General features: G+C 70.1%; 18 protein-coding genes. 12 read left to right on the top strand and 6 right to left on the bottom strand.

Features of this window, described 5'->3' with window-relative positions; genetic code table 11:
* Positions 1-6: 6 nt before the first annotated feature.
* Entirely contained in the window at positions 7-354 is a 348-nt protein-coding gene (locus ACFVXC_RS07000) for a hypothetical protein (protein WP_389902254.1), read from the bottom strand.
* A gap of 91 nt (positions 355-445) precedes the next feature.
* Between ACFVXC_RS07000 and ACFVXC_RS06995 the strand changes: the two genes are divergently transcribed.
* From ACFVXC_RS06995 to ACFVXC_RS06975, 5 genes are all read left to right on the top strand, one after another.
* Positions 446-586, top strand: coding sequence for a hypothetical protein (locus ACFVXC_RS06995; protein WP_389902252.1), 141 nt, complete (start codon positions 446-448; stop codon positions 584-586).
* Positions 587-895: 309 nt separating this feature from the next.
* The gene (locus ACFVXC_RS06990) at positions 896-2,257 is read left to right on the top strand and encodes an aspartate aminotransferase family protein (RefSeq protein ID WP_389902251.1); all 1,362 of its coding nucleotides are present in this window, start codon (positions 896-898) and stop codon (positions 2,255-2,257) included.
* Positions 2,258-2,792: 535 nt separating this feature from the next.
* Positions 2,793-3,509 (top strand): GntR family transcriptional regulator, encoded by a 717-nt coding sequence (locus ACFVXC_RS06985; RefSeq protein WP_389902249.1) that lies wholly within the window; start codon positions 2,793-2,795, stop codon positions 3,507-3,509.
* A complete protein-coding gene (locus ACFVXC_RS06980; RefSeq protein WP_389902248.1) occupies positions 3,506-6,028 on the top strand; it encodes a dolichyl-phosphate beta-glucosyltransferase in 2,523 nt (840 codons plus the stop codon). The genes ACFVXC_RS06985 and ACFVXC_RS06980 overlap by 4 nt, the downstream gene beginning before the upstream one ends.
* 155 nt (positions 6,029-6,183) lie before the next feature.
* Positions 6,184-6,834, top strand: coding sequence for a hypothetical protein (locus ACFVXC_RS06975; RefSeq protein ID WP_389902246.1), 651 nt, complete (start codon positions 6,184-6,186; stop codon positions 6,832-6,834).
* Between the two features lie 142 nt (positions 6,835-6,976).
* Here the strand turns inward: ACFVXC_RS06975 and ACFVXC_RS06970 are convergent, their stop codons facing one another.
* Positions 6,977-7,771, bottom strand: coding sequence for an SLATT domain-containing protein (locus tag ACFVXC_RS06970; RefSeq protein ID WP_389902245.1), 795 nt, complete (start codon positions 7,769-7,771; stop codon positions 6,977-6,979).
* Between the two features lie 350 nt (positions 7,772-8,121).
* On the opposite strand from ACFVXC_RS06970, the gene ACFVXC_RS06965 reads away from it, so the two are divergent.
* The 3 genes from ACFVXC_RS06965 (at position 8,122) to ACFVXC_RS06955 (ending at position 9,890) form a co-directional block, all read left to right on the top strand.
* The gene (locus tag ACFVXC_RS06965; RefSeq protein WP_389902244.1) at positions 8,122-8,463 is read left to right on the top strand and encodes a YbaB/EbfC family nucleoid-associated protein; all 342 of its coding nucleotides are present in this window, start codon (positions 8,122-8,124) and stop codon (positions 8,461-8,463) included.
* A 67-nt stretch (positions 8,464-8,530) separates the two neighbouring features.
* Positions 8,531-9,130, top strand: a complete 600-nt coding sequence (gene recR, locus ACFVXC_RS06960; protein ID WP_030781910.1) for a recombination mediator RecR — start codon at positions 8,531-8,533, stop codon at positions 9,128-9,130.
* Positions 9,131-9,200: 70 nt separating this feature from the next.
* Positions 9,201-9,890, top strand: a complete 690-nt coding sequence (locus tag ACFVXC_RS06955) for a DUF5063 domain-containing protein (RefSeq protein WP_389903004.1) — start codon at positions 9,201-9,203, stop codon at positions 9,888-9,890.
* A gap of 24 nt (positions 9,891-9,914) precedes the next feature.
* Here ACFVXC_RS06955 and ACFVXC_RS06950 read toward each other — a convergent pair whose 3' ends face one another.
* Positions 9,915-11,126, bottom strand: a complete 1,212-nt coding sequence (locus tag ACFVXC_RS06950) for a hypothetical protein (protein WP_389902242.1) — start codon at positions 11,124-11,126, stop codon at positions 9,915-9,917.
* On the bottom strand, positions 11,068-11,475 hold the full coding sequence (locus tag ACFVXC_RS06945; RefSeq protein WP_389902240.1) for a PadR family transcriptional regulator: 408 nt from the start codon (positions 11,473-11,475) through the stop codon (positions 11,068-11,070). The genes ACFVXC_RS06950 and ACFVXC_RS06945 overlap by 59 nt, the downstream gene beginning before the upstream one ends.
* Positions 11,476-11,946: 471 nt before the next feature.
* Between ACFVXC_RS06945 and ACFVXC_RS06940 the strand changes: the two genes are divergently transcribed.
* The 4 genes from ACFVXC_RS06940 (at position 11,947) to ACFVXC_RS06925 (ending at position 16,676) form a co-directional block, all read left to right on the top strand.
* Positions 11,947-13,218, top strand: a complete 1,272-nt coding sequence (locus ACFVXC_RS06940) for an aspartate kinase (RefSeq protein ID WP_389902238.1) — start codon at positions 11,947-11,949, stop codon at positions 13,216-13,218.
* Complete coding sequence (locus tag ACFVXC_RS06935) at positions 13,215-14,273, top strand: aspartate-semialdehyde dehydrogenase (protein ID WP_389902236.1); 1,059 nt, start codon at positions 13,215-13,217, stop codon at positions 14,271-14,273. The genes ACFVXC_RS06940 and ACFVXC_RS06935 overlap by 4 nt, the downstream gene beginning before the upstream one ends.
* A gap of 472 nt (positions 14,274-14,745) precedes the next feature.
* The gene (locus ACFVXC_RS06930) at positions 14,746-15,405 is read left to right on the top strand and encodes a SigE family RNA polymerase sigma factor (RefSeq protein ID WP_389902234.1); all 660 of its coding nucleotides are present in this window, start codon (positions 14,746-14,748) and stop codon (positions 15,403-15,405) included.
* Complete coding sequence (locus ACFVXC_RS06925) at positions 15,402-16,676, top strand: hypothetical protein (protein ID WP_389902233.1); 1,275 nt, start codon at positions 15,402-15,404, stop codon at positions 16,674-16,676. The genes ACFVXC_RS06930 and ACFVXC_RS06925 overlap by 4 nt, the downstream gene beginning before the upstream one ends.
* A gap of 105 nt (positions 16,677-16,781) precedes the next feature.
* Here ACFVXC_RS06925 and ACFVXC_RS06920 read toward each other — a convergent pair whose 3' ends face one another.
* The gene (locus tag ACFVXC_RS06920; RefSeq protein ID WP_389902231.1) at positions 16,782-17,726 is read right to left on the bottom strand and encodes an SURF1 family protein; all 945 of its coding nucleotides are present in this window, start codon (positions 17,724-17,726) and stop codon (positions 16,782-16,784) included.
* 82 nt (positions 17,727-17,808) lie between these two features.
* Positions 17,809-19,581 (bottom strand): prolyl oligopeptidase family serine peptidase, encoded by a 1,773-nt coding sequence (locus tag ACFVXC_RS06915; RefSeq protein ID WP_389903002.1) that lies wholly within the window; start codon positions 19,579-19,581, stop codon positions 17,809-17,811.
* Positions 19,582-19,651: the final 70 nt, after the last annotated feature.

Here is a 19,651-nt window from a genome sequence, read left to right as displayed (position 1 = left end):
CGGGCGTTAGGAAACGGTGCGGCACAGTGTCCGGATGAGGAAGTGGCGGAACGCGGTGGTGACCGCGGCATGGGTGGGCGTGGGTACGGCCGCGGGGGCGCTGGGCGCCTGGCAGCTGGCCAGTTCGGACAGCGGGGGAGCGGCGCACAGCCGTCCGCTGGACGAGGGGGCGGTACGCAGAGCGCTGGCGGCGACGTCGGCGTCTGCGTCTGCGACTCCGTCTCCGTCTCCTTCGACGTCATCGTCTTCGTCCGGGTCTCCGTCCGGGTCTCCGTCCGGGTCTCCGTCCGCGTCCAGCAGTACGCCGAGCTCCCCCTCGAAGGAGGCGTCCGACCGTTCCACCCTGCGTTTCACGGGCGGGACGGCGACGGTCGAGTGCAGGGCGGACGGAACGGTCTACCTCGTCTCGTGGAGCCCGGCGGACGGCTTCCACATCGACGACGACGTGGAACGGGGCCCGGCCGCGGTGGCCCGCCTGGAGGCGGAGCCGAGCGACGACGACGATCAGGACGATCTGCCGTACGAGATCCGCTGCGGGGAGGGCGGGGCGCCGCGGGCGAAGGTGGTGGCGGATTCGGATGACTAGTCCCGGCTGAGGGACGGGTCCGGCATCTCAGGCCGTCCGGCGTTCGAGGACGAACCCGGTGAACTCGGTCAACCCGGTGAACCCGGTGATGGCGGCAACTGAGGCAAGGGGCTGGGCCGGGGAGGATCGACGCCCCGACACCCGTACCGGTGAACGAGAAGCCCACCCCGCCGGTGAACGAGAAGCCCACCCCGCCGGGGTACGGAGGCCCTGCCACCCGGGAGCCCGACACACTGTCCAGTACCCCGCGCCGCCACGAAACGGAACGCCCATACCCCGTCCACACCGTGGACATTTACCCTCGCCCACATGACCCCTCAGCCGAATCCCCAGGTCGGCGCCGCCGTCAAGGCCGCGGACCGCGCCCACGTGTTCCACTCCTGGTCCGCACAGGAGCTGATCGACCCCCTCGCCGTAGCCGGCGCCGAGGGCTCGTACTTCTGGGACTACGAAGGCAACCGCTACCTCGACTTCACCAGCGGCCTCGTCTTCACGAACATCGGATACCAGCACCCGAAGGTCGTCGCCGCGATCCAGCGGCAGGCGGCGGAGATGACGACCTTCGCCCCCGCCTTCGCCGTGGAAGCCCGCTCCGAGGCCGCACGCCTCATCGCCGAGCGGACCCCCGGCGACCTGGACAAGATCTTCTTCACCAACGGCGGCGCGGAGGCCGTGGAGAACGCGACCCGCATGGCGCGCCTCCACACCGGCCGCCCCAAGGTCCTCTCCGCCTACCGCTCGTACCACGGCGGTACCTCCACCGCCATCAACCTCACCGGCGACCCCCGCCGCTGGGCCTCCGACAACGGCACGTCGGGCGTCGTCCACTTCTGGGCGCCGTTCCTCTACCGCAGCCCCTTCTACGCCGAGAACGAGCAGCAGGAGTGCGAGCGCGCGCTCCAGCACCTAGAGGACACCATCGCCTACGAGGGCCCGCAGACGGTCGCGGCGATCATCCTCGAATCCGTCCCCGGCACGGCGGGCATCATGATCCCGCCGCCGGGTTACCTCAAGGGCGTACGCGAGATCTGCGACCGGCACGGCATCGTCTTCGTCCTGGACGAGGTCATGGCGGGCTTCGGGCGTACGGGCAAGTGGTTCGCCGCCGATCATTTCGACGGCGGCATCGTGCCCGACCTCCTCACCTTCGCGAAGGGCGTGAACTCCGGCTACGTCCCGCTCGGCGGCGTCGCGATCTCCTCCGCCATCGCGGAGACGTTCGCCCGGAGGCCCTACCCGGGCGGTCTGACGTACTCCGGACACCCCTTGGCCTGCGCAGCCGCGGTGGCGACGATCCACGTCATGGAGGACGAGGGCGTCATCGAGAACGCGGCCCGCGTCGGCAGGGAGATCATCGCCCCCGCCCTCGCGGAGTTCGCCGAGCGGCACCCGAGCGTCGGTGAGGTCCGTGGCCTCGGCATGTTCTGGGCCCTGGAACTGGTCAAGGACAAGGAGACCCGCGAGCCACTCGTCCCGTACAACGCCACGGGCGAGGCGAACGCCCCGATGGCCGCGTTCGGCGCCGCCGCGAAGAAGCAGGGCCTGTGGCCCTTCATCAACATGAACCGCACCCACGTGGTGCCCCCGTGCAACATCACGGACACGGAGGCGAAGGAGGGCCTCGCGGCGCTTGACGCCGCGCTTGCCGTGGCGGACGAACACGCGTCCTGACCCGGGTCAGGACCGGCCGGCCCTGTACTGTCCGCCCCTTCGCGACGGATCTTCCCTCCCATCCACCCATGACCTCGGGTAATCGGCCGGGTGGGCGGGACAGCTCCGACGCGAAGCGGAGCGGCGGCACGGACAGAAACGTCCCACACCCGCGACAGGCCTCCGCACCCGCGACGGGCCTCCGCACCCGCGACAGGCCCCCGCACCCGCGACAGGCCCTCACCCTCGGGATCGGGCCCACCCTCGGGATCGGCCCCGCCCAGGGGGTGGCCCCGGCCACGGGATCGACCCCCGGCCTCGCGACCAGGCCCCCGGCCTCGCGACCAGGCCCCCGGCCTCGCGACCAGGCCCCCGGCCTCGCGACCAGGCCCCCGACCTCGCGACCAGGCCCCCGACCTCGCGACCAGGCCCCCAACCCCGCGACCAGGCCCCCGGCCAAGGAATCGCCCCCGCCTCCCCAGAACCCCGACCGCGTAGTCTGACGTGCTCGTAAGCAAGACGACGACCGCCAAAACGACTCCACGAGGGAACCCAGATGCCCGGCACCGACGGCCCCGCCGTCATCCGCAGCACTCTGCGCCAGCAGATCGCCGACGCGCTGCGTGACGAGATCCTCGGCGGCCGTCTGGAGCCGGGTCAGGAGTTCACGGTCAAGGAGATCGCCGAGCAGTACGGCGTCTCCGCGACCCCGGTCCGCGAGGCCCTGGTGAACCTCGCGGCGCTAGGCCTCCTCGACGCCGACCAGCACCGCGGCTACCGCGTCCGCGAGCACTCCCTGGCGGACTACCGAGGCATGCTGGAGGCCCGCAGACTCGTCGCCGACGGAATCTTCCGCGACCTCGCGAGGAAAGGCACCCCGCTGGGACCCAAGCCCCAGCAGGAGGCCTCCGCCGCGCTCCTGTCCGTACGCCGCCGAGGCGAGGAAGCCGCCCGCGCCGCCTGCGCGGGTGACCTGAACGTCCTCATCGGCTACGACCTCCGCTTCTGGCGCGAGCTCAGCGCCCTCTTCGGCAACCCCTACCTCTCGGACTTCCTGCACCGCATCCGCGTCCAGTCCTGGGTCTGCGCCGTCACCTACCTCCGCCGCGCCGTCGAACACGGCGACGGCGACCTGCGCGGCACCCTCTGGGCCCGGCACACCGAGCTCGTCGACGCCCTCGCGCACCGCGACCCCGAGGCCGCGCACGCGATCATCGCCGAGTACAACGTGCACTCGCTCGCCCTCATCGAACGTCTCGCGGCCGCTGCATGAGTGTGGACCTGACGGTCGTCGTCCCCGCCTACAACGAGGAACGGCGCCTGGCTCCCACGCTCGCCGCGATCCGCGCGTACCTGGACGGCGCTGAGGGCTCCACGCGGAGCTCCGCGGAAGGCGCCGCGGAAGGCTCCACGGAAGGCGCCCGCGCCCGATGGGAGCTGATCGTCGTGGACGACGGCTCCACCGACGCCACCCTCGACATCGCCGCGGACGCCGAAGCCTCGGACCCCCGCGTCCAGCTCATCCGCTCCCCCCGCAACCTCGGCAAGGGCCACGCCCTGCGCCTGGGCGTCCTCGCGTCACGCGGCGACCGCGTACTGATCACCGACGCCGACCTCGCCACTCCCATCGAGGAACTGGAGTGCCTCGACAAGGCGCTCACCGACGGCCACACGGCCGCGATCGGCTCCCGCGCCCGCCCCGGCGCGACGATCGAGAGCCACCAGCACCGCCTGCGTGAACTGCTCGGCCGTACCGGCAACTTCCTGATACGTACGGTCGCCGTCCCCGGAGTCCGCGACACCCAGTGCGGCTTCAAGCTCTTCGACGGCGACCGTGCCCGTGAGGCCTTCGCCGCGTCCCGCCTCCGCGGCTGGGGGATCGACGTCGAGATACTGCAGTACTTCCACCGCTCCGGCTGGCCGGTCGCCGAGGTGCCGGTGCGCTGGGCGCACCAGGAGGGCTCGAAGGTCCGCCCGTTCGACTACGTGAAGGTCCTGGCCGAACTGACCTCGCTGAAGATCCGCACCGTCCCCCGGAGGGACCTGCTCGTCGCGGCGATCTTCCTGTCCATGGCCGTCGTCCTCTACTCGGGCCGCCTGATCGCGCCGGACGACCGCTATCTCCCGGACTCCCTCCAGGACCAGAACCAGTGGGAGTGGTTCTTCGCGGTGACGGCGGACAACATCCGCCACCTCCACAACCCCCTCTTCACGACCCTCCAGAACTATCCCGACGGCGTGAACCTCATGGCCAACACGGTCATGCTCGGCCTCTCCGTCCCCTTCGCCCCCGTGACCTGGCTCTTCGGGCCTGCCGTCGCCCTGAACGCGGCGATGACACTGGGCCTGGCCGCGACCGCCGTCGCCTGGTACTGGCTGATCCTCAAGCGCCTCGTACGTCACCGGGGCGCGGCAGCCGTCGGCGCGGCGCTCGCCGCCTTCGCGCCACCCATGATCAGCCACGCCCACGCGCACCCGAACTTCATGGTCCTGTTCATGATCCCGCTGATCATCGACAGGACGCTGCGGCTCTGTGAGGGCGAAGACGCAGACGAGGGCGCGGGCACAGGCAGAGGCACAGGCACAGGCACAGGCACGAGGGTCGTACGCGACGGAGTCGTCCTCGGCCTCTTCACCACCTATCAGATCTTCCTCGGCGAGGAGCCGCTGCTGCTCGCGGCACTGGGCCTGCTGCTGTTCGCGGCGGCGTACGGGATTGCGCGCAAGGATGTGGCGAGGGCGGCGATCCGGCCTCTGGCGCGCGGCCTCGGAGTGGCCGTGGCGGTCACTGTCCCGCTGGTCGCCTTTCCCCTCTACTGGCAGTTCTTCGGCCCGCAGAGCTACACGAGCGTGCTGCACGGCGACGGCGCGGGCAACAGCCCGCTCGCGCTCCTCTCCTTCTCGGAGCGCTCGCTCGCGGGCAGCGAGCAGGCCGCGCGCGCCCTCGCCCAGAACCCCACCGAGCAGAACGCCTTCTACGGCTGGCCCCTGATCGCCCTCGCCTTCGCGATCGTCGTACGTCTCTGGGAGCGGGCGGTGGTGAAGGCGCTGGCGTTCACGGCGATCGCTGCGGCGTTCCTCTCCCTCGGCCCGAAGTTCCGCATCCCCATGACGGAGGTCGTGCTCCCAGGGCCGTGGGCGCCCTTGGCGCACGCACCCCTCTTCGAGTCGGTCATCGAGTCGCGGGTGGCGATGGTGTGCGCCCCGGCGCTCGGCATGCTCATCGCCCTCGCGCTGGCGCGGCTGCTCGCTCCCGCCCACCGGATGACGGCCACGCGGTACGCGGGCGTGGCCGCGGTCGCCCTCGCGCTCCTGCCGATCGTGCCGGCGCCGCTGCGGGCGGTGGAGCGGGAGCAGACCCCCGCGTTCATCGCCGACGGGACCTGGAAGAAGTATCTGGGCGCCGGCGAGTCACTCGTACCGGTACCGCTCCCGGACCCGACCGGTGCGGAGGCCCTGCACTGGCAGACCACCGCCGACCTGGACTTCCGCCTGCCCGGCGGCTACTTCAACGGGCCGTGGGGCCCCGACCGCGTCGGCATCTACGGCGCCTCGCCCCGCAACACGTCGAACCTCCTCCAGGACGTCCGCTCCGCGGGCCGCGCCCCGCAGATAACAGACGCCTGGCGCAGGGCGGCGCGCGAGGATCTGACGTACTGGAACGCGGGCGTACTGGTCCTCGCGCCGCAGAAGCACGACGCCGCGCTGCGGGAGACGGTGGATGGCCTTCTTGACCGGCCCGGAAAGTGGGTAGACGGGGTGTGGATCTGGGATCTGCACGGGGGCAGCTAGGGGGCACCTGCCCGGACTACGCTGCCTGAACGCGAGGAACGTCCGATGTCCGACATGAGCCGGACCTGAGCCCGACTCGAGCCCGACGTCAGCCCGACCTTCTGACCTGAGCTTGACTTCTGACCTGAGCCTGACTTCTGACCTGAGGAGCCCCCTTGGCCTGTGACCTGTGGCTGGTCCCACTCGTCGACGTGCTGTGCCACAGCCCCGACAATCCCTTCGCCGAAGAGATCGCGGTGTACGACAAGGCGCTGCACGAGGCAGGCCTGCCCCCCGTCCCCGTCTTCGCCTACATGCCGGGCCTCTCCGGCGACGTGGCCCCGGTGGCGGGCTTCGACTACGACGCGCTGCATTTCCTGCGCCGGGCGTATCTGCTCCAGGTCTGCGGCCTGGAGGTCACGCCGGTGGACGAACTGGGCGGTGACTACGAGCAGTTGCTGGAGATGTTCGACACGACGGCCCAGCAGTCGCACCTGGTCTGGCACTACGACCACGCGGGGGCGTACGTCCCGGTCGACTTCCCCGCCCCTCTCTCGAACGACGAACTCCTCTCGGGGGGCGGCCCATTGGGCTCCTCCCACGCCCTTCTCCGGGAGCTGGAGTTCGTGGCCCCGTCCATCGGCATCGACGCGTCCAACCCCCCTCGCCCTCCGACACCCCCCGAGGCGCCCACGTCCCTGGAGGAACCGGCGGCCCTGCCCCCACCGGACGACAGCCCGTTCGCGAGGGAACGCCACGTATGGCTGGGCCTCCACGCCGCGACCACCCGAAGCCTGGCGCAAGGCTCAATGATCATCTACAGCTGACCGCTTCGGCCGTCCTCAGCCCGGCCGTCGTTCGAGCTCATCCTGCCGAGGGTCCCGGGGGCGCAGCCCCATGGTTTCGGGAAGGGGCGGGATCGGGACCCCGCACCCGCCCCCCACTCACCCCACCTCACCTCACCTCACCTCACCGAGGCTCCGGCGGCCGTTGCCGGGGCATATTGGGCCGGGCCCCCGGCGGCAGGGCGGCCCGGACCGGGGGCGTGCCCGCCTCTCCCCGGGAGGCCGGAACCACGGCCTGCATGGCCAACGGCGCGGGCCCCGACCGAAACTCCACCATCCAGTCCGCCGTCTCGGCCCGCACAAGCTCCGTCACATCCTCGGAGAACCGCCGAAGCACCCCGAGACACCGATCGGCGGCCTCGCTGGCAGTCCCCTCGGTCGGCCCGAGAACCTCCCGCACGCTCTCGGACGCCCAGTCGAACTGCAGCACCTGAAGCCGCCGCTGCACGGCCTGCGCGGTGGCCACGTCCCGCATCCACCCGGACGTGAGCCCGAAGAACCGATCGCACCCCACGCACGCGGCCCCCGCGAGCAGCGAGACGAACCCCCACGTGGCGACGCCCCCCACCGCCCCCGCGAGATCGAGCAGCGGAAGCACCCCCGCGCCCACGGCCCCCACCGCCGCCCCGATCCGCGAGAGCCGCGCCCCGCGCCGCTTCCACGCCCGGTCGGACAGGTACCACTCCGCGGTGTTGAGCGCGCCCCGCTCCACCCACCGGTACAGCTCGTCGAGCCGTGCCGCGGGCTCACTCCAGTCGCCGAGGGGAAAGGCCCGCCCCGTCAGATCCCCGAGCCGAGAGCCGTCCCCAACACCAGGAGCACCACCAGGAGCACCACCAGGAACGCCCTGCTGCCCACGGGCCCCGGCACCCTGCCCCTCCTGGGGCACCCCCTCGGGCTGCATCTCCGGCTGGCTCACCCGGCACTCCCTCTACCTCTACGAGATCCTTGATGGTGCTGATGGTGCTGATGGTGTTGGTGGTGCTCATGGTGCGGAAGCGGCTGACGGTGTGGAAGCGACTGAATGTCATCTGCTCATGCGCAGCCCCAGTCCTACCGCCCAATGGGTGGCCGTGAGCCCGGTATCGCGGTATTTCCGCCCGGAAGAGGGGCTTGATCAGGTATAGGAGGACGGCTGATCTCACTCGAAAGAGTGCTGGGGCGAGGGCTCCCTCGACCACGTAGGCTCGTTCCAGGTGGAAAATCCACCGTAAATACCTCCACAGACCGTCCCAGACCATTCGAGACCTTTCGAGACAGGAGCTGATCGTGATCCCCGGTGGTGGCCAGCCCGACATGCAGCAGCTGCTTCAGCAGGCCCAGAAGATGCAGCAGGACCTCGCGACCGCTCAGGAGGAGCTCGCGCGCACGGAGGTCGAAGGACAGGCGGGCGGCGGTCTCGTCAAGGCGACGGTCACCGGCTCCGGTGAGCTGCGCGGCCTCGTGATCGACCCCAAGGCGGTCGACCCGGAAGACACCGAGACGCTCTCGGACCTGGTCGTCGCGGCCGTCCAGGCGGCGAACGAGAACGCGCAGGCGCTCCAGCAGCAGAAGCTGGGCCCGCTCGCGCAGGGCCTTGGCGGCGGCGGTATGCCGGGCCTTCCCTTCTAAGAGGGCCACGGGCCAACTACCGTACGTACCAAAGTGTGATACTCGGCAAAAGCAGGAAAGGCACCCCGTGTACGAAGGCGTGGTTCAGGACCTCATCGACGAGTTGGGCAGGCTGCCCGGCGTCGGTCCCAAGAGCGCGCAGCGGATCGCCTTCCACATCCTGCAGGCGGAGCCCACGGACGTACGCCGCCTCGCGCACGCCCTCCTTGAGGTCAAGGACAAGGTCCGCTTCTGCGCGACCTGCGGCAATGTCGCGCAGGAAGAGCTCTGCAACATCTGCCGCGACCCGCGCCGCGACCTGAGCGTCATCTGCGTGGTCGAGGAGCCGAAGGACGTCGTGGCGATCGAGCGTACGCGCGAGTTCCGGGGGAAGTACCACGTACTGGGCGGAGCGATCAGCCCCATCGAAGGCGTCGGCCCGGACGACCTGCGTATACGAGAGCTGCTCGCGCGCCTCGCGGACGGCACTGTCACCGAGCTGATCCTCGCCACGGACCCGAACCTGGAAGGGGAGGCCACAGCGACGTACCTCGCGCGCATGATCAAGCCCATGGGCCTGAAGGTCACCCGCCTGGCCAGCGGGCTCCCTGTCGGGGGAGATCTGGAATACGCGGACGAGGTCACTCTGGGCCGCGCCTTCGAGGGGAGACGACTCCTAGATGTCTAAGAACCAGCCAGAGCAGTCCACTCAGCCGGAAGCGACGATCGTCCCCGAGTCGATCCTCACGCCCGAGCCGATGACAGCCCCCGAAACGATCGTCGCCCCCGAGTCGACGGTCCTTCTGCACGCCTCCGCCCAGGACCCGGACTCCTTCGCGGTGCAGATCTCGGACCAGATCGAGAGCTTCATCGTCGCGGTGACCGAGGTCGCGAAGGGCGACGAGCCGGACTCGGCCGTCCCCTTCCTCCTCCTTGAGGTCTCCCAACTCCTCCTCGCCGGCGGGCGCCTGGGCGCACACGAGGACATCGTCCCCGAGGAGCGCTACGAGCCCGACCTCGGCCCGGAGCGAGACGTGGACGACCTGCGCGAACGCCTGGCCGCCATGCTGGAGCCGATCGACGTCTACTCCGAGGTCTTCGACCCGTACGAACCCCGCAAGGCCCCCGTGGCCTGCCGCATCTCGGACGACCTGGCAGACGTGGTCGCCGACCTCTCCCACGGCCTGGCGCACTACCGCGCCGGCCGCACGGTCGAGGCCCTCTGGTGGTGGCAGTTCTCGTACTTCTCGAACTGGGGCTCCACCGCCTCGGGCGCCCTGCGAGCCCTCCAGTCCCTGGTCGCCCACGTCCGCCTGAACCAGCCCCTCGAAGACCTCAACGGCCTCGACACCGACGAGGACCTGGCCGAGGACGCCCTCGCCGAGGCCGCGGGCAAGGTCATGGCGGAGGAGATCGCCGGGCCTCTGGGCCTGCGCTCGGTGCAGTAGGAGTGGAGGACGGGCGGTGAAGGATCAGCCGTCCTTGACGCCCGAGCCGCCGCCCGTGCCGCCGGTGCTGCCCGCGCTGTCCGTGCCGCCGGTGCCGCTCGTGCTGGCCGTGCCGCCAGTGCTGTCCGTGCCGCCCGGTCCGCCCCTTCCGCCCGGACGCAGCTTCCGCCACAGCGACCACGTGGTGGTGGCCCAAGCCCATATGCCGACGACCAGCACGGCGACCTTGGCCCAGAACCAGAGGGACGAGGGCTCCGGCGCACTGAGCACGTCCAGGCCCCACCAGAGAAGTCCCCCGGTGAACAGGACCGTGGGCACCACCTCGGCCCGTGCCGCACGCTGCGTCTTCCCCGGCCCCTCGCTGAGCCGCAGCGCGTAGACCTCGACGTCCCCGAACTCTCCCGCCGCGCTTCCGCCCGATGCGGCGAGATGGTCCCGTGCCTCGGTCACAGCGCGCGCCGCGTCCCCCGCGGACACCCGATGCCGCCCCCGCAGCAACGCGGAGAGCCGTATCAGCCAGGCCTCGTCGTCATCCCTTGTCGCGTCGGCGGGAACGGCCCGCTCACGGAACCATCGCCCGACGCGCTCGGGGGAGAGCCGCCACCCCAGCACCCCGAGCAACGCACCGACGACGAACAACGAGGGCACCGGAACACTCACTTGAGGCCCGCGGGGTATGGCGGTGAACCCCACGGCGCAGGCCACCACAAGCACCGCCGCGCAGGCGATGGCTATCCGGCCCGCCCGAAGCCGCCCGGCCGCACGCAGCTCGGGGATGACGCCCGTGACGAGCACGATGAGCACGGAGAGCAGCAGACCTGCGCCCCCCGTGGGCCAACCGACGTTCATCCGGAACCCGTTGCTCACCCACAGCACCACACCGAACAGGGCGACTTGGCCGCCGGCCAGCAACAGCGAGCTGGTGAACCGGTCACCGGCGGCGAAGCCTTCGAGGTCGACGGTGCTGCGATGGGCCTCGTCGATCCGCTCGGCGGCCACGGTCTCCGCGTACGCGGTGGGGTCGCCGAAGATCTCCCGGACGGATGTCCCCGCCTCGACGGCAGTCAGCCGGGCCTCCTCGAGCACCTCCTCGGCGAGCCCGACCGGCGGCGTGTGCTCCACGGCCAACGCCAGCTCGAACTGGGCGGCCCACTGGGCGTCGTCGCCGCTGGCCCAGTCAGGCCTCAGCCCCTGCTTCTGCGTCTGCCGCTGCTCCCTGCCGTCCGTGCGCATCATCGGGTTCCCCCAGTTCTCGTTGATCCCCTGAACCGGCCAGGGCCGTCACCACGCCGTGGAAGTCCCGCCAGGCGTGATACTCGACGGCCAGTCGCTCGCGCCCCGATTCGGTGAGGCTGTAGTACTTCCGTCCGGGGCCGCCCTCGCCCGCGCTCCAGCGGATGTCGACGGCGCCCTCCTCTTCCAGCCTGGTCAAGGCCGGATAGAGCGTGGCCGCCTTGGCATTGGCCAACCCGGCCGCGCCCAACTCCTGCAACAGCGCGTACCCATAACTCTCGCCACGCTCCAACATCCCGAGCAGGCACAACGGCAGCGCCGCACGCAACCAGGCGGAACTGAACTCCGGCACCTGCCCCACCTCCCGGACTAGTCGAGTTTTCAGAATAGTAGAGATCTCCGACATCCACTACCCCCCCCGCCACAACAACTCCGAGCCCCCCCCCGAAACCAACCCCCGCCCGACCGCCCCTTCGCAATAGAGTCCCGCCAATCGATGCCCTTTACGGGCCTCCAGCGGGACTTTCCTGCATTTCACCGGGCCCCGGCCCCGGGGGGCGGGGGCCGACGCGGCAGCGGTGGGCCGGGGCGGGGTGAATCTGTGAGCCGTCCCACTTTCCGGAGTGTCCGACTCCCCAGCGGGCATGTGCCAAGCCGAGCGGTCGAAACGTACCTCCCGAGAAGCGGGGGCGTATGCCTGTGGATGATCACCTGGTGGGCGGGACATCTCACCATGTGATATCCGCGAGGCGAATTTCGGCCGCTCGTTAGACTGAGCCGACCGCAGCAGTGCGGTAAGAGACGGACTGAGCGAGGAGCGCACGTGAGCCTTGTCGTGCAGAAGTACGGAGGCTCCTCCGTAGCCGATGCCGAGGGCATCAAGCGGGTCGCCAAGAGGATTGTCGACGCCAAGAAGAACGGCCATCAGGTCGTTGTCGTGGTGTCCGCCATGGGTGACACGACGGATGAGTTGATCGATCTTGCCGGGCAGGTATCCCCGATTCCTGCCGGGCGTGAATTCGACATGCTGCTGACCGCCGGGGAGCGGATCTCCATGGCCCTTCTGGCCATGGCGATCAAAAACCTGGGTCACGCGGCCCAGTCGTTCACGGGCAGCCAGGCCGGTGTCATCACCGACTCCGTCCACAACAAAGCGCGGATCATCGATGTCACGCCGGGCCGCATCCGGAACTCGATCGACGAGGGCAACATCGCTATCGTCGCCGGGTTCCAGGGTGTCAGCCAGGAGGGCAAGAACATCACCACGCTCGGGCGTGGTGGATCCGACACGACCGCTGTCGCCCTCGCGGCCGCGCTCGACGCGGAGGTCTGCGAGATCTACACGGACGTCGACGGTGTCTTCACCGCCGATCCTCGTGTGGTGAAGAAGGCCCAGAAGATCGACTGGATCTCGTTCGAGGACATGCTGGAGCTCGCGAGCTCCGGGTCCAAGGTGCTGCTCCACCGGTGCGTGGAGTACGCCCGCCGATACAACATCCCGATTCACGTGCGCTCGTCCTTCAGTGGACTCAAGGGCACGTGGGTCAGCAACGAATCGCAAGGGGACCGCAAGGTGGAGCAGGCCATCATCTCCGGTGTCGCGCACGACACCTCGGAGGCCAAGATCACGGTCGTCGGCGTGCCGGACAAGCCGGGTGAGGCCGCCTCGATCTTCCGCGCCATCGCGGATTCCGGGGTCAACATCGACATGATCGTGCAGAACGTGTCGGCAGCCTCGACCGGACTCACGGACATCTCGTTCACCCTGCCGAAGGCCGAGGGACGCAAGGCGATCGACGCGCTGGAGAAGACTCGCGCGACCATCGGCTTCGACTCCCTTCGCTACGACGACCAGATCGCCAAGATCTCGCTGGTCGGCGCGGGTATGAAGACGAACCCCGGCGTCACCGCCGCGTTCTTCGAGGCGCTCAGCGACGCGGGCGTGAACATCGAGCTGATCTCGACCTCCGAGATCCGCATCTCGGTCGTGACCCGCGCCGATGACGCGAACGAGTCCGTGCGCGCGGTGCACACCGCCTTCGGACTCGACTCCGACACGGACGAGGCCGTGGTCTATGGAGGCACCGGGCGATGACCGGAAAGCCGACGCTCGCGGTCGTCGGAGCGACCGGGGCCGTCGGCGCGGTCATGCTCCAGATCCTGTCGCAGCACGCCGACATCTGGGGCGAGATCCGACTCGTGGCCTCACCGCGCTCGGCCGGCAAGAAGCTGGCCGTGCGCGGTGAGGAGGTCGAGGTCCTCGCGCTGAGCGAGGACGTCTTCGACGGCGTCGATGTGGCCATGTTCGACGTGCCTGACGAGGTGAGCGCCCAGTGGGCGCCTGTCGCCGCGTCCAAGGGCGTTGTCGTCGTGGACAACTCCGCCGCTTTCCGGATGGACCCGGACGTGCCGCTGGTCGTTCCCGAGGTCAATCCGCATGCCGCGCGCGTACGCCCGCGCGGCATCGTCGCCAATCCCAACTGCACGACCCTCTCGATGATCGTGGCCATCGGCGCGCTGCATGCCGAATTCGGTCTGCGCGAGCTGATCGTCTCGTCCTACCAGGCCGTGAGCGGGGCCGGGCGGGACGGTGTGGAAACGCTGCGGCGGCAGATGAAACTGGTGGCAGGTTCGGAACTCGGCACGAGCCCCGGTGACGTACGACGTGCTGTCGGGGACGACACCGGGCCCTTCCTGGAGCCCGTGGCGCTGAACGTGGTGCCGTGGGCCGGGACGCTGCGGGACGACGGGTGGTCGTCCGAGGAGATGAAGGTGCGGGACGAGTCCCGCAAGATCCTCGGCCTGCCCGATCTGAAGGTCGCGGCCACGTGCGTACGGGTGCCGGTGGTGACCACCCACTCGCTGACCGTCCACGCGCGCTTCGAGGACGAGGTCACGGTGGACCGTGCGCGGGAGATCCTGGCCACCGCGCCGGGCGTCGTACTGTTCGACAACCCGGCCGCCGGCGAGTTCCCGACGCCCGCCGACGTGGTGGGGACCGACCCCACGTGGGTGGGCCGGGTGCGGCGCGCCCTTGACGATCCGACGGCTCTCGAGCTCTTCGTCTGCGGGGACAATCTGCGCAAGGGGGCCGCGTTGAACACGGTCCAGATCGCGGAGCTGGTGGCGGGGGAGTTCACCGGGCGGTAGATCTCCCGATGGGTTCCATGGGTTCCATGGGCTCGGCTCGCGTGGGCTCGCATCCCGGCTCGGCTCGCGTGGGCTCGCATCCTGTATGAGGACAGAAAGACGCAGACAGGTGCAGATGGTTGTCGTCCGGCGGGCGGGGGCGGTCCCTAGTGCTCCCCGGAGTGAAAGCCTTTGTGGGATCTGTGTAAGTTCTGTGTCCAGCTTGGTGGCCAGGATCGCTTGAACTGGACCATTGCCGCGTTCGAAGATTCGCAATATTCGTCCCCGTCCCCTGCAACCGGCAGCTGGGCGGGGCGCGTCTTTGCGATCGCCCTTCAGGGGTGTGACCTTGAGCGCTGCGAAAATTGGGCATAGGGGAAGAGCTGGTACGCATGGGGGCATTTGATGCATCGTCACCAACGGCGACGATGCCTGCCGCAAACGCACCACATGATGCGTACAACCCTCCAGGGGGTAGGCGTGTCCAACAGGCGTGGCAGAGGTACTCGATTTCACAGCGGTTCAGGCGAGGGGCATTGCCCTGCGTCCGCCTCGCCGTCCCCGTGCGCCCGCCGGCATGCCGGTGATCGCCCCCATGCCCACGACGAGATCGGCCCGCATCCCGACGCAGCGCGAGGGCGCTGAGGAGACGATGAGTGCGGGCACCACGGTCGACCACCTGACCGAGACCTACCGCGCCCACTACAGGTCGCTCCTCGGCCTGGCGGCGCTGCTTCTCGATGACACGGCCTCGTGCGAGGACGTCGTGCAGGAGGCGTTCATCCGGGTGCACTCGGCGCGCAAACGCGTGCGGGACCCGGAGAAGACGCTCGCCTATCTGCGGCAGACGGTCGTGAACCTCTCGCGGTCCGCGCTGCGGCGCCGGATCCTCGGGCTGAAGCTTCTCTCGAAGCCGATGCCGGACATGGCGAGCGCGGAGGAGGGTGCGTACGACATCCTTGAGCGGGACGAGCTGATCAAGGCCATGCGCGGCCTCCAGCGCCGCCAGCGCGAGGTCCTGGTCCTGCGGTACTTCTCGGACATGACCGAGTCGCAGGTCGCCGAGACGCTCGGCATATCGCTCGGGTCGGTGAAGGCGTACGGCTCACGCGGGATCGCGGCTCTGCGGGTCGCCATGGAGGCACCGGCATGAGCAAGCATGAGGACGGGCGCGAGCGCGATGAGCGCGATGAGAACGCCGAGTTTGAGCAGCATGCTGGAGACGGAACTGTGAAACACGGTCAGGGCGAGGAGCCCACCGCGTCTGAAGGCGGGTCCGGATCCGGGGACGGGTCCGGGGACGGGGACAAGGCTGAGGCCGAGGCCGGTGCGACGTCCGGTGCGACATCTGGTGCGGAGGGCGGGCCGGAGGGTGGCGCCGCTTCGGCTTGGGGTGCTGTCTTCGGTGGTAAGGACGGCTTTGGCTCCGATTCCGATTCCGGTTCCGACTCTGACGAGCTGGCGCTGCGCAGGTTGATGCGTACGGCCGTCCAGGAGATCGAGCCGAACGACCGAGCCCTGGAGCGTCTGCGCCACGCGGTGCCCGCACGGCGGGCGCGCAAGCGCCAGGCCGTCGTCGGCATGGCGGCCGCCGCGCTCTTCATCGGCACCGCCATCCCCGCTCTGGTGCACGTCACGAACTCGGGCGGCGGCTCGGACGACCGGCCGTCGATCGCCGGGAACAGCGAGCAGACGCAGGGCGGTTCGAGCGAGGGCAAGGGTCCTGACGGTGGCGAGAAGGGCGAGGGCAGCGGCTCGGGCCCCTCGAAGTCCAAGGACAAGAAGGACGAGAAGGGCAAGAAGGACGGCAAGGGGAGCGGGGCGTCCAGCGCGGGCGCGACCGGTGGCCCCGACCCGGAAGGCGCCGCGTCCACCGACTCGGCCGCCTGCGCGATGGACCAGCTCGGCAACGCCGTCGGCAGCGCGGGAGCCCCGGAGGGCGACGGCAAGGTGTACGGCAGCTTCCGGATCGCCAACGTCTCCTCGACCGCCTGTACGGTCAGCGCCCCGGGCAGCGTGAGCACGTCCACGACCGGTGCGGCCGACCCCGGGAAGATCGGCATCGCCGACCATGTGGCGGGCGACCCGGCGGCCGGCCTGCCGGACCCGGCACAGGCGATCAGCTCGCTGGTCCTCCAGCCGGGCCAGGCGTACGAGGTGAAGTTCGCCTGGGTGCCTTCGGAAGGGTGTCCGACGGACAGCGGCGAGCCCACGCCCGACCCGACTCCCACAGAGGGCGGTGGCCCGGACGGCGGCACACCGGACGGCACGGAGCCGCAGATGATGCGCGGGGACGGCGGCGTCCTGGACGGCGGAGTGACGGTGTCCCTGACGGCGGCCTCGGGTTCGCCCGCTGCGGGCACGACGATCGCCAACGCGTGTGCGGGGACTGTCTACCGGACGGGCATGCTGTCCGCGTCGTAGCGCTGTATGTGAGAGCGCTGTATGCGAGAGCGCTTATGTGAGTGACGTGGGTTCGGACGGGCTGGACATCGCTCCAGCCCGTCCGGCGTTTCCAGGCAGGGAAACTCAGGCCCCGCGAGGAGCCTCGGCGGCAGGCTCAGCAGTCCCAGCCCCAGCAGCCTCAGTCTGAGCAGCCTCAGTGGTGGCAGCGGTCCCAGCAGCCTCAGTGGCGGCAGCGGTCCCAGCAGGCTCGGCGGTGGCAGCGGTCCCAGCAGCCTCAGTGGCGCCAGCAGGCTCCTCCGGCAGAAGCCCCAGCGCGGCGTCCCGTGCGAACTCGCGCTCCCGGCGGAACAACCGGAACCACATGAAGACGACGAACCCCGCGAAGACGAACCACTCGCCGGTGTAGCCGAGGTTCTGGAAGGCCTTGAGGTCGAGACCGGTGTTCGCGGGCGCGGCCGCCGGGACCGCCTTCATCCCGGAGTCTCCCTTCTCCAGCGTGACCCAGGCGTCGTACACATCGCCCCGGACCACGTTCACCAGTGAGGCCGCGCTGATGGCGCCGAGCTGCCCGTTCGGGAGTCCTCCGGCCGAACTGACCCCGTTGGACCCAGGGCTCTCGGAGGCCTGGAGCACGCCCGTCACGGTGACCTCGCCGGAAGGCGCCGAGGGAGCCTTCGCCGCACTCGCGTTCCCGGGGAGCCAGCCGCGCACGACTGGCAGGTCCTTGCCGCTGTCGGTGTGCAGGAGTGTCAGAACGTAGTAACCGGACTTGTCGTCCAACTCCCGGTCCGGCACAAGGAGTTGCTTGCCGTACCGCCCTTTTGCCGACGCCCGTTCCCCGGACGTCTCCTGGTCCACGGGGAGGAGCGAGTCCAGCGGCCGGGCCTTCGCCTGGGACCGGGACGGTGCCGCCTGCCGGTCCGCCTGTGCCTGCGCGGCGTCATGCGCCTCGACGCGGTCCTCGAACCGCCCCAGCTGCCAGGACCCCATGAAGATGCAGAAGGGGATGGCCAGCAGTACGAAGACGTTGATCCCCCACCAGCGGGGCGTCAGCAGGAACCGGTACACACCCCCACGGTACGGGGGCGCCCCGGAGCGACGGGCCGCGGGGTTGGGAAATCACAGCTCTCCCCCGCGGCCGAGCCCCCGGCTAGCGAAGGTGTCGCTCGGCGAAGTCCAGTTCCAACCGCACCTGCTTGATCCGCTCGTCCACGACGAGCGAGCCGTGCCCCGCGTCGTACCGGTACACCTCGTGCGTCGCGCCCCGGGCCTTGAGCCGGTCCACGTAGTTGTCGATCTGGCGGATCGGGCAGCGCGGGTCGTTCACGCCCGCCGAGATGTAGACCGGCGCCCGCACCGCGTCCACGTACGTCAGGGGGGACGAGGCCTCGAAGCGCTCGGGGACCTCTTCGGGCGTACCGCCGAGGAGCGTGCGGTCCATGGACTTCAGGGCCTCCATCTCGTCGTGGTACGCCGTCACGTAGTCCGCGACGGGCACCGCGGCCAGGCCCAGCGCCCACGCGTCGGGCTGGGTGCCGACGCCGAGCAGCGTGAGGTAACCACCCCAGGAGCCACCGGCCAGGATGATGCGGGCCGGGTCGGCGAGACCCGATGTGACCGCCCACTCCCGCACCGCCGCGATGTCCTCCAGCTCGATCAGGCCGACGCGGTGCTTGAGGGCGTCCGTCCACTCGCGGCCGTAACCGGTCGAGCCGCGGTAGTTGACCCGCACCACCGCGTACCCATGGTCGACCCAGGCTGCCGGGCCCGCCGCGAACGCGTCGCTGTCGTGCCACGTCGGGCCGCCGTGGATCTCGAAGATCGTGGGGAGCGGGCCTGTCGCGTCGGCGGGCTTCTGTACGAGGGCGTGGACCCGGCCCCCTGGCCCCTCCACCCACACGTCCTCCACCGGCACGGACGCCGGGGCCTTCATGCCCGGCGGGTCGAGCACGACGCCGCCCGTCGTCGAGCGCACCACCGGCGGCTCGGCGGCCGACGACCACAGGTACTCCACGCTGCCGTCCGGCCGCGCCGTCGCGCCCGACACCGACCCCGTGGGTGTCTCGACCTCGATCAGCTCACTGGAGGCGAACACATAGCGGAACAGCTCGCTGCGGGCCTCGAAGCTGTGCGCGATGAGCAGGGCCGAGCCGTCCGGATACCACTCGGCGCTCACGTCGCCCGGCAGGTCGAGCGCCAGCTCCGTCTCCTCGCCCGACGCGATGTCCCACACCATCGGCTCCCAGCGTCCGCGCCGCTGATGCCCGACGAGCAGCCGCGTGTCCCCGTCGACCGGCGCGAAACCGAGGACCTCCAGGCCGAGCTCGACCGTGCCGCCCTCGGTGTCGTCGAGCTCGGCGACCGTGGAGCCGTCCGGCCTGATCACCCGGAGGGTGGAGTGCATCGCGTCGCCGTGCTCCGTGTGCTCGACGGCGATCAGGGAGCCGTCGTGGGAGAGGTCGCCGACGCCCGCGGACTCGCGGTGGCGGTAGATCTCGACGGGGTCCGCGTCCGGGGCGCGTACGACATGGATCGTCGTGCCGTCCTCGTCCGTGGAGCGGCCGACGACGGACATCAGACCGTCCCGCGCGAGGACGAGGCCCGCCGGATACGACGCTTCGAGTCCCGCCACCGCGGGCTCGTCGGCGCCGCCCGCGAAGGGCTGGCGCATCCATACGCCGAATTCGTCGCCGTCCGTGTCGCTGAACCACCAGATCCACTCGCCGTCCGGCGAGAGGAGCCCGTCCGTCGTGCCGTTCGGCCGGTCCGTCACCTGGCGCTGCTCGCCGGTGGCGCGGTCCCATGCGTACAGCTCATACGTCCCTGTCGCGTTCGACACGAACAGGGAGCGGTCCGGAGCGTCCTCCGCCCAGTCGGGCAGGGACACCCGCGGCGCACGGAACCGCTTCTCCCACTCCGGCATCCCCGCGCTTCCGCCCGCACCCGCACTCGACGCATCCACCGCACCCGCACCCAAGTCGCTCATGAACCCC

The organism is Streptomyces sp. NPDC058257 (assembly GCF_042881845.1).
In the GTDB taxonomy this organism is placed as follows: Bacteria; Actinomycetota; Actinomycetes; order Streptomycetales; family Streptomycetaceae; genus Streptomyces.
The sequence above is the reverse complement of the archived record's forward strand: the minus strand, read 5'-3'. Positions and strand labels throughout refer to the sequence as shown.

Coding starts and splice junctions, on each gene's coding strand:
- ACFVXC_RS06950 (WP_389902242.1), bottom strand. CDS start 11,126: ATGATGCGCACGGACGGCAGGGAGCAGCGGCAGACGCAGAAGCAGGGG.
- ACFVXC_RS06925 (WP_389902233.1), top strand. CDS start 15,402: ATGAGCAAGCATGAGGACGGGCGCGAGCGCGATGAGCGCGATGAGAAC.
- ACFVXC_RS06935 (WP_389902236.1), top strand. CDS start 13,215: ATGACCGGAAAGCCGACGCTCGCGGTCGTCGGAGCGACCGGGGCCGTC.
- ACFVXC_RS06985 (WP_389902249.1), top strand. CDS start 2,793: ATGCCCGGCACCGACGGCCCCGCCGTCATCCGCAGCACTCTGCGCCAG.
- ACFVXC_RS06990 (WP_389902251.1), top strand. CDS start 896: ATGACCCCTCAGCCGAATCCCCAGGTCGGCGCCGCCGTCAAGGCCGCG.
- ACFVXC_RS06915 (WP_389903002.1), bottom strand. CDS start 19,581: ATGCCGGAGTGGGAGAAGCGGTTCCGTGCGCCGCGGGTGTCCCTGCCC.
- ACFVXC_RS06955 (WP_389903004.1), top strand. CDS start 9,201: ATGACAGCCCCCGAAACGATCGTCGCCCCCGAGTCGACGGTCCTTCTG.
- ACFVXC_RS06980 (WP_389902248.1), top strand. CDS start 3,506: ATGAGTGTGGACCTGACGGTCGTCGTCCCCGCCTACAACGAGGAACGG.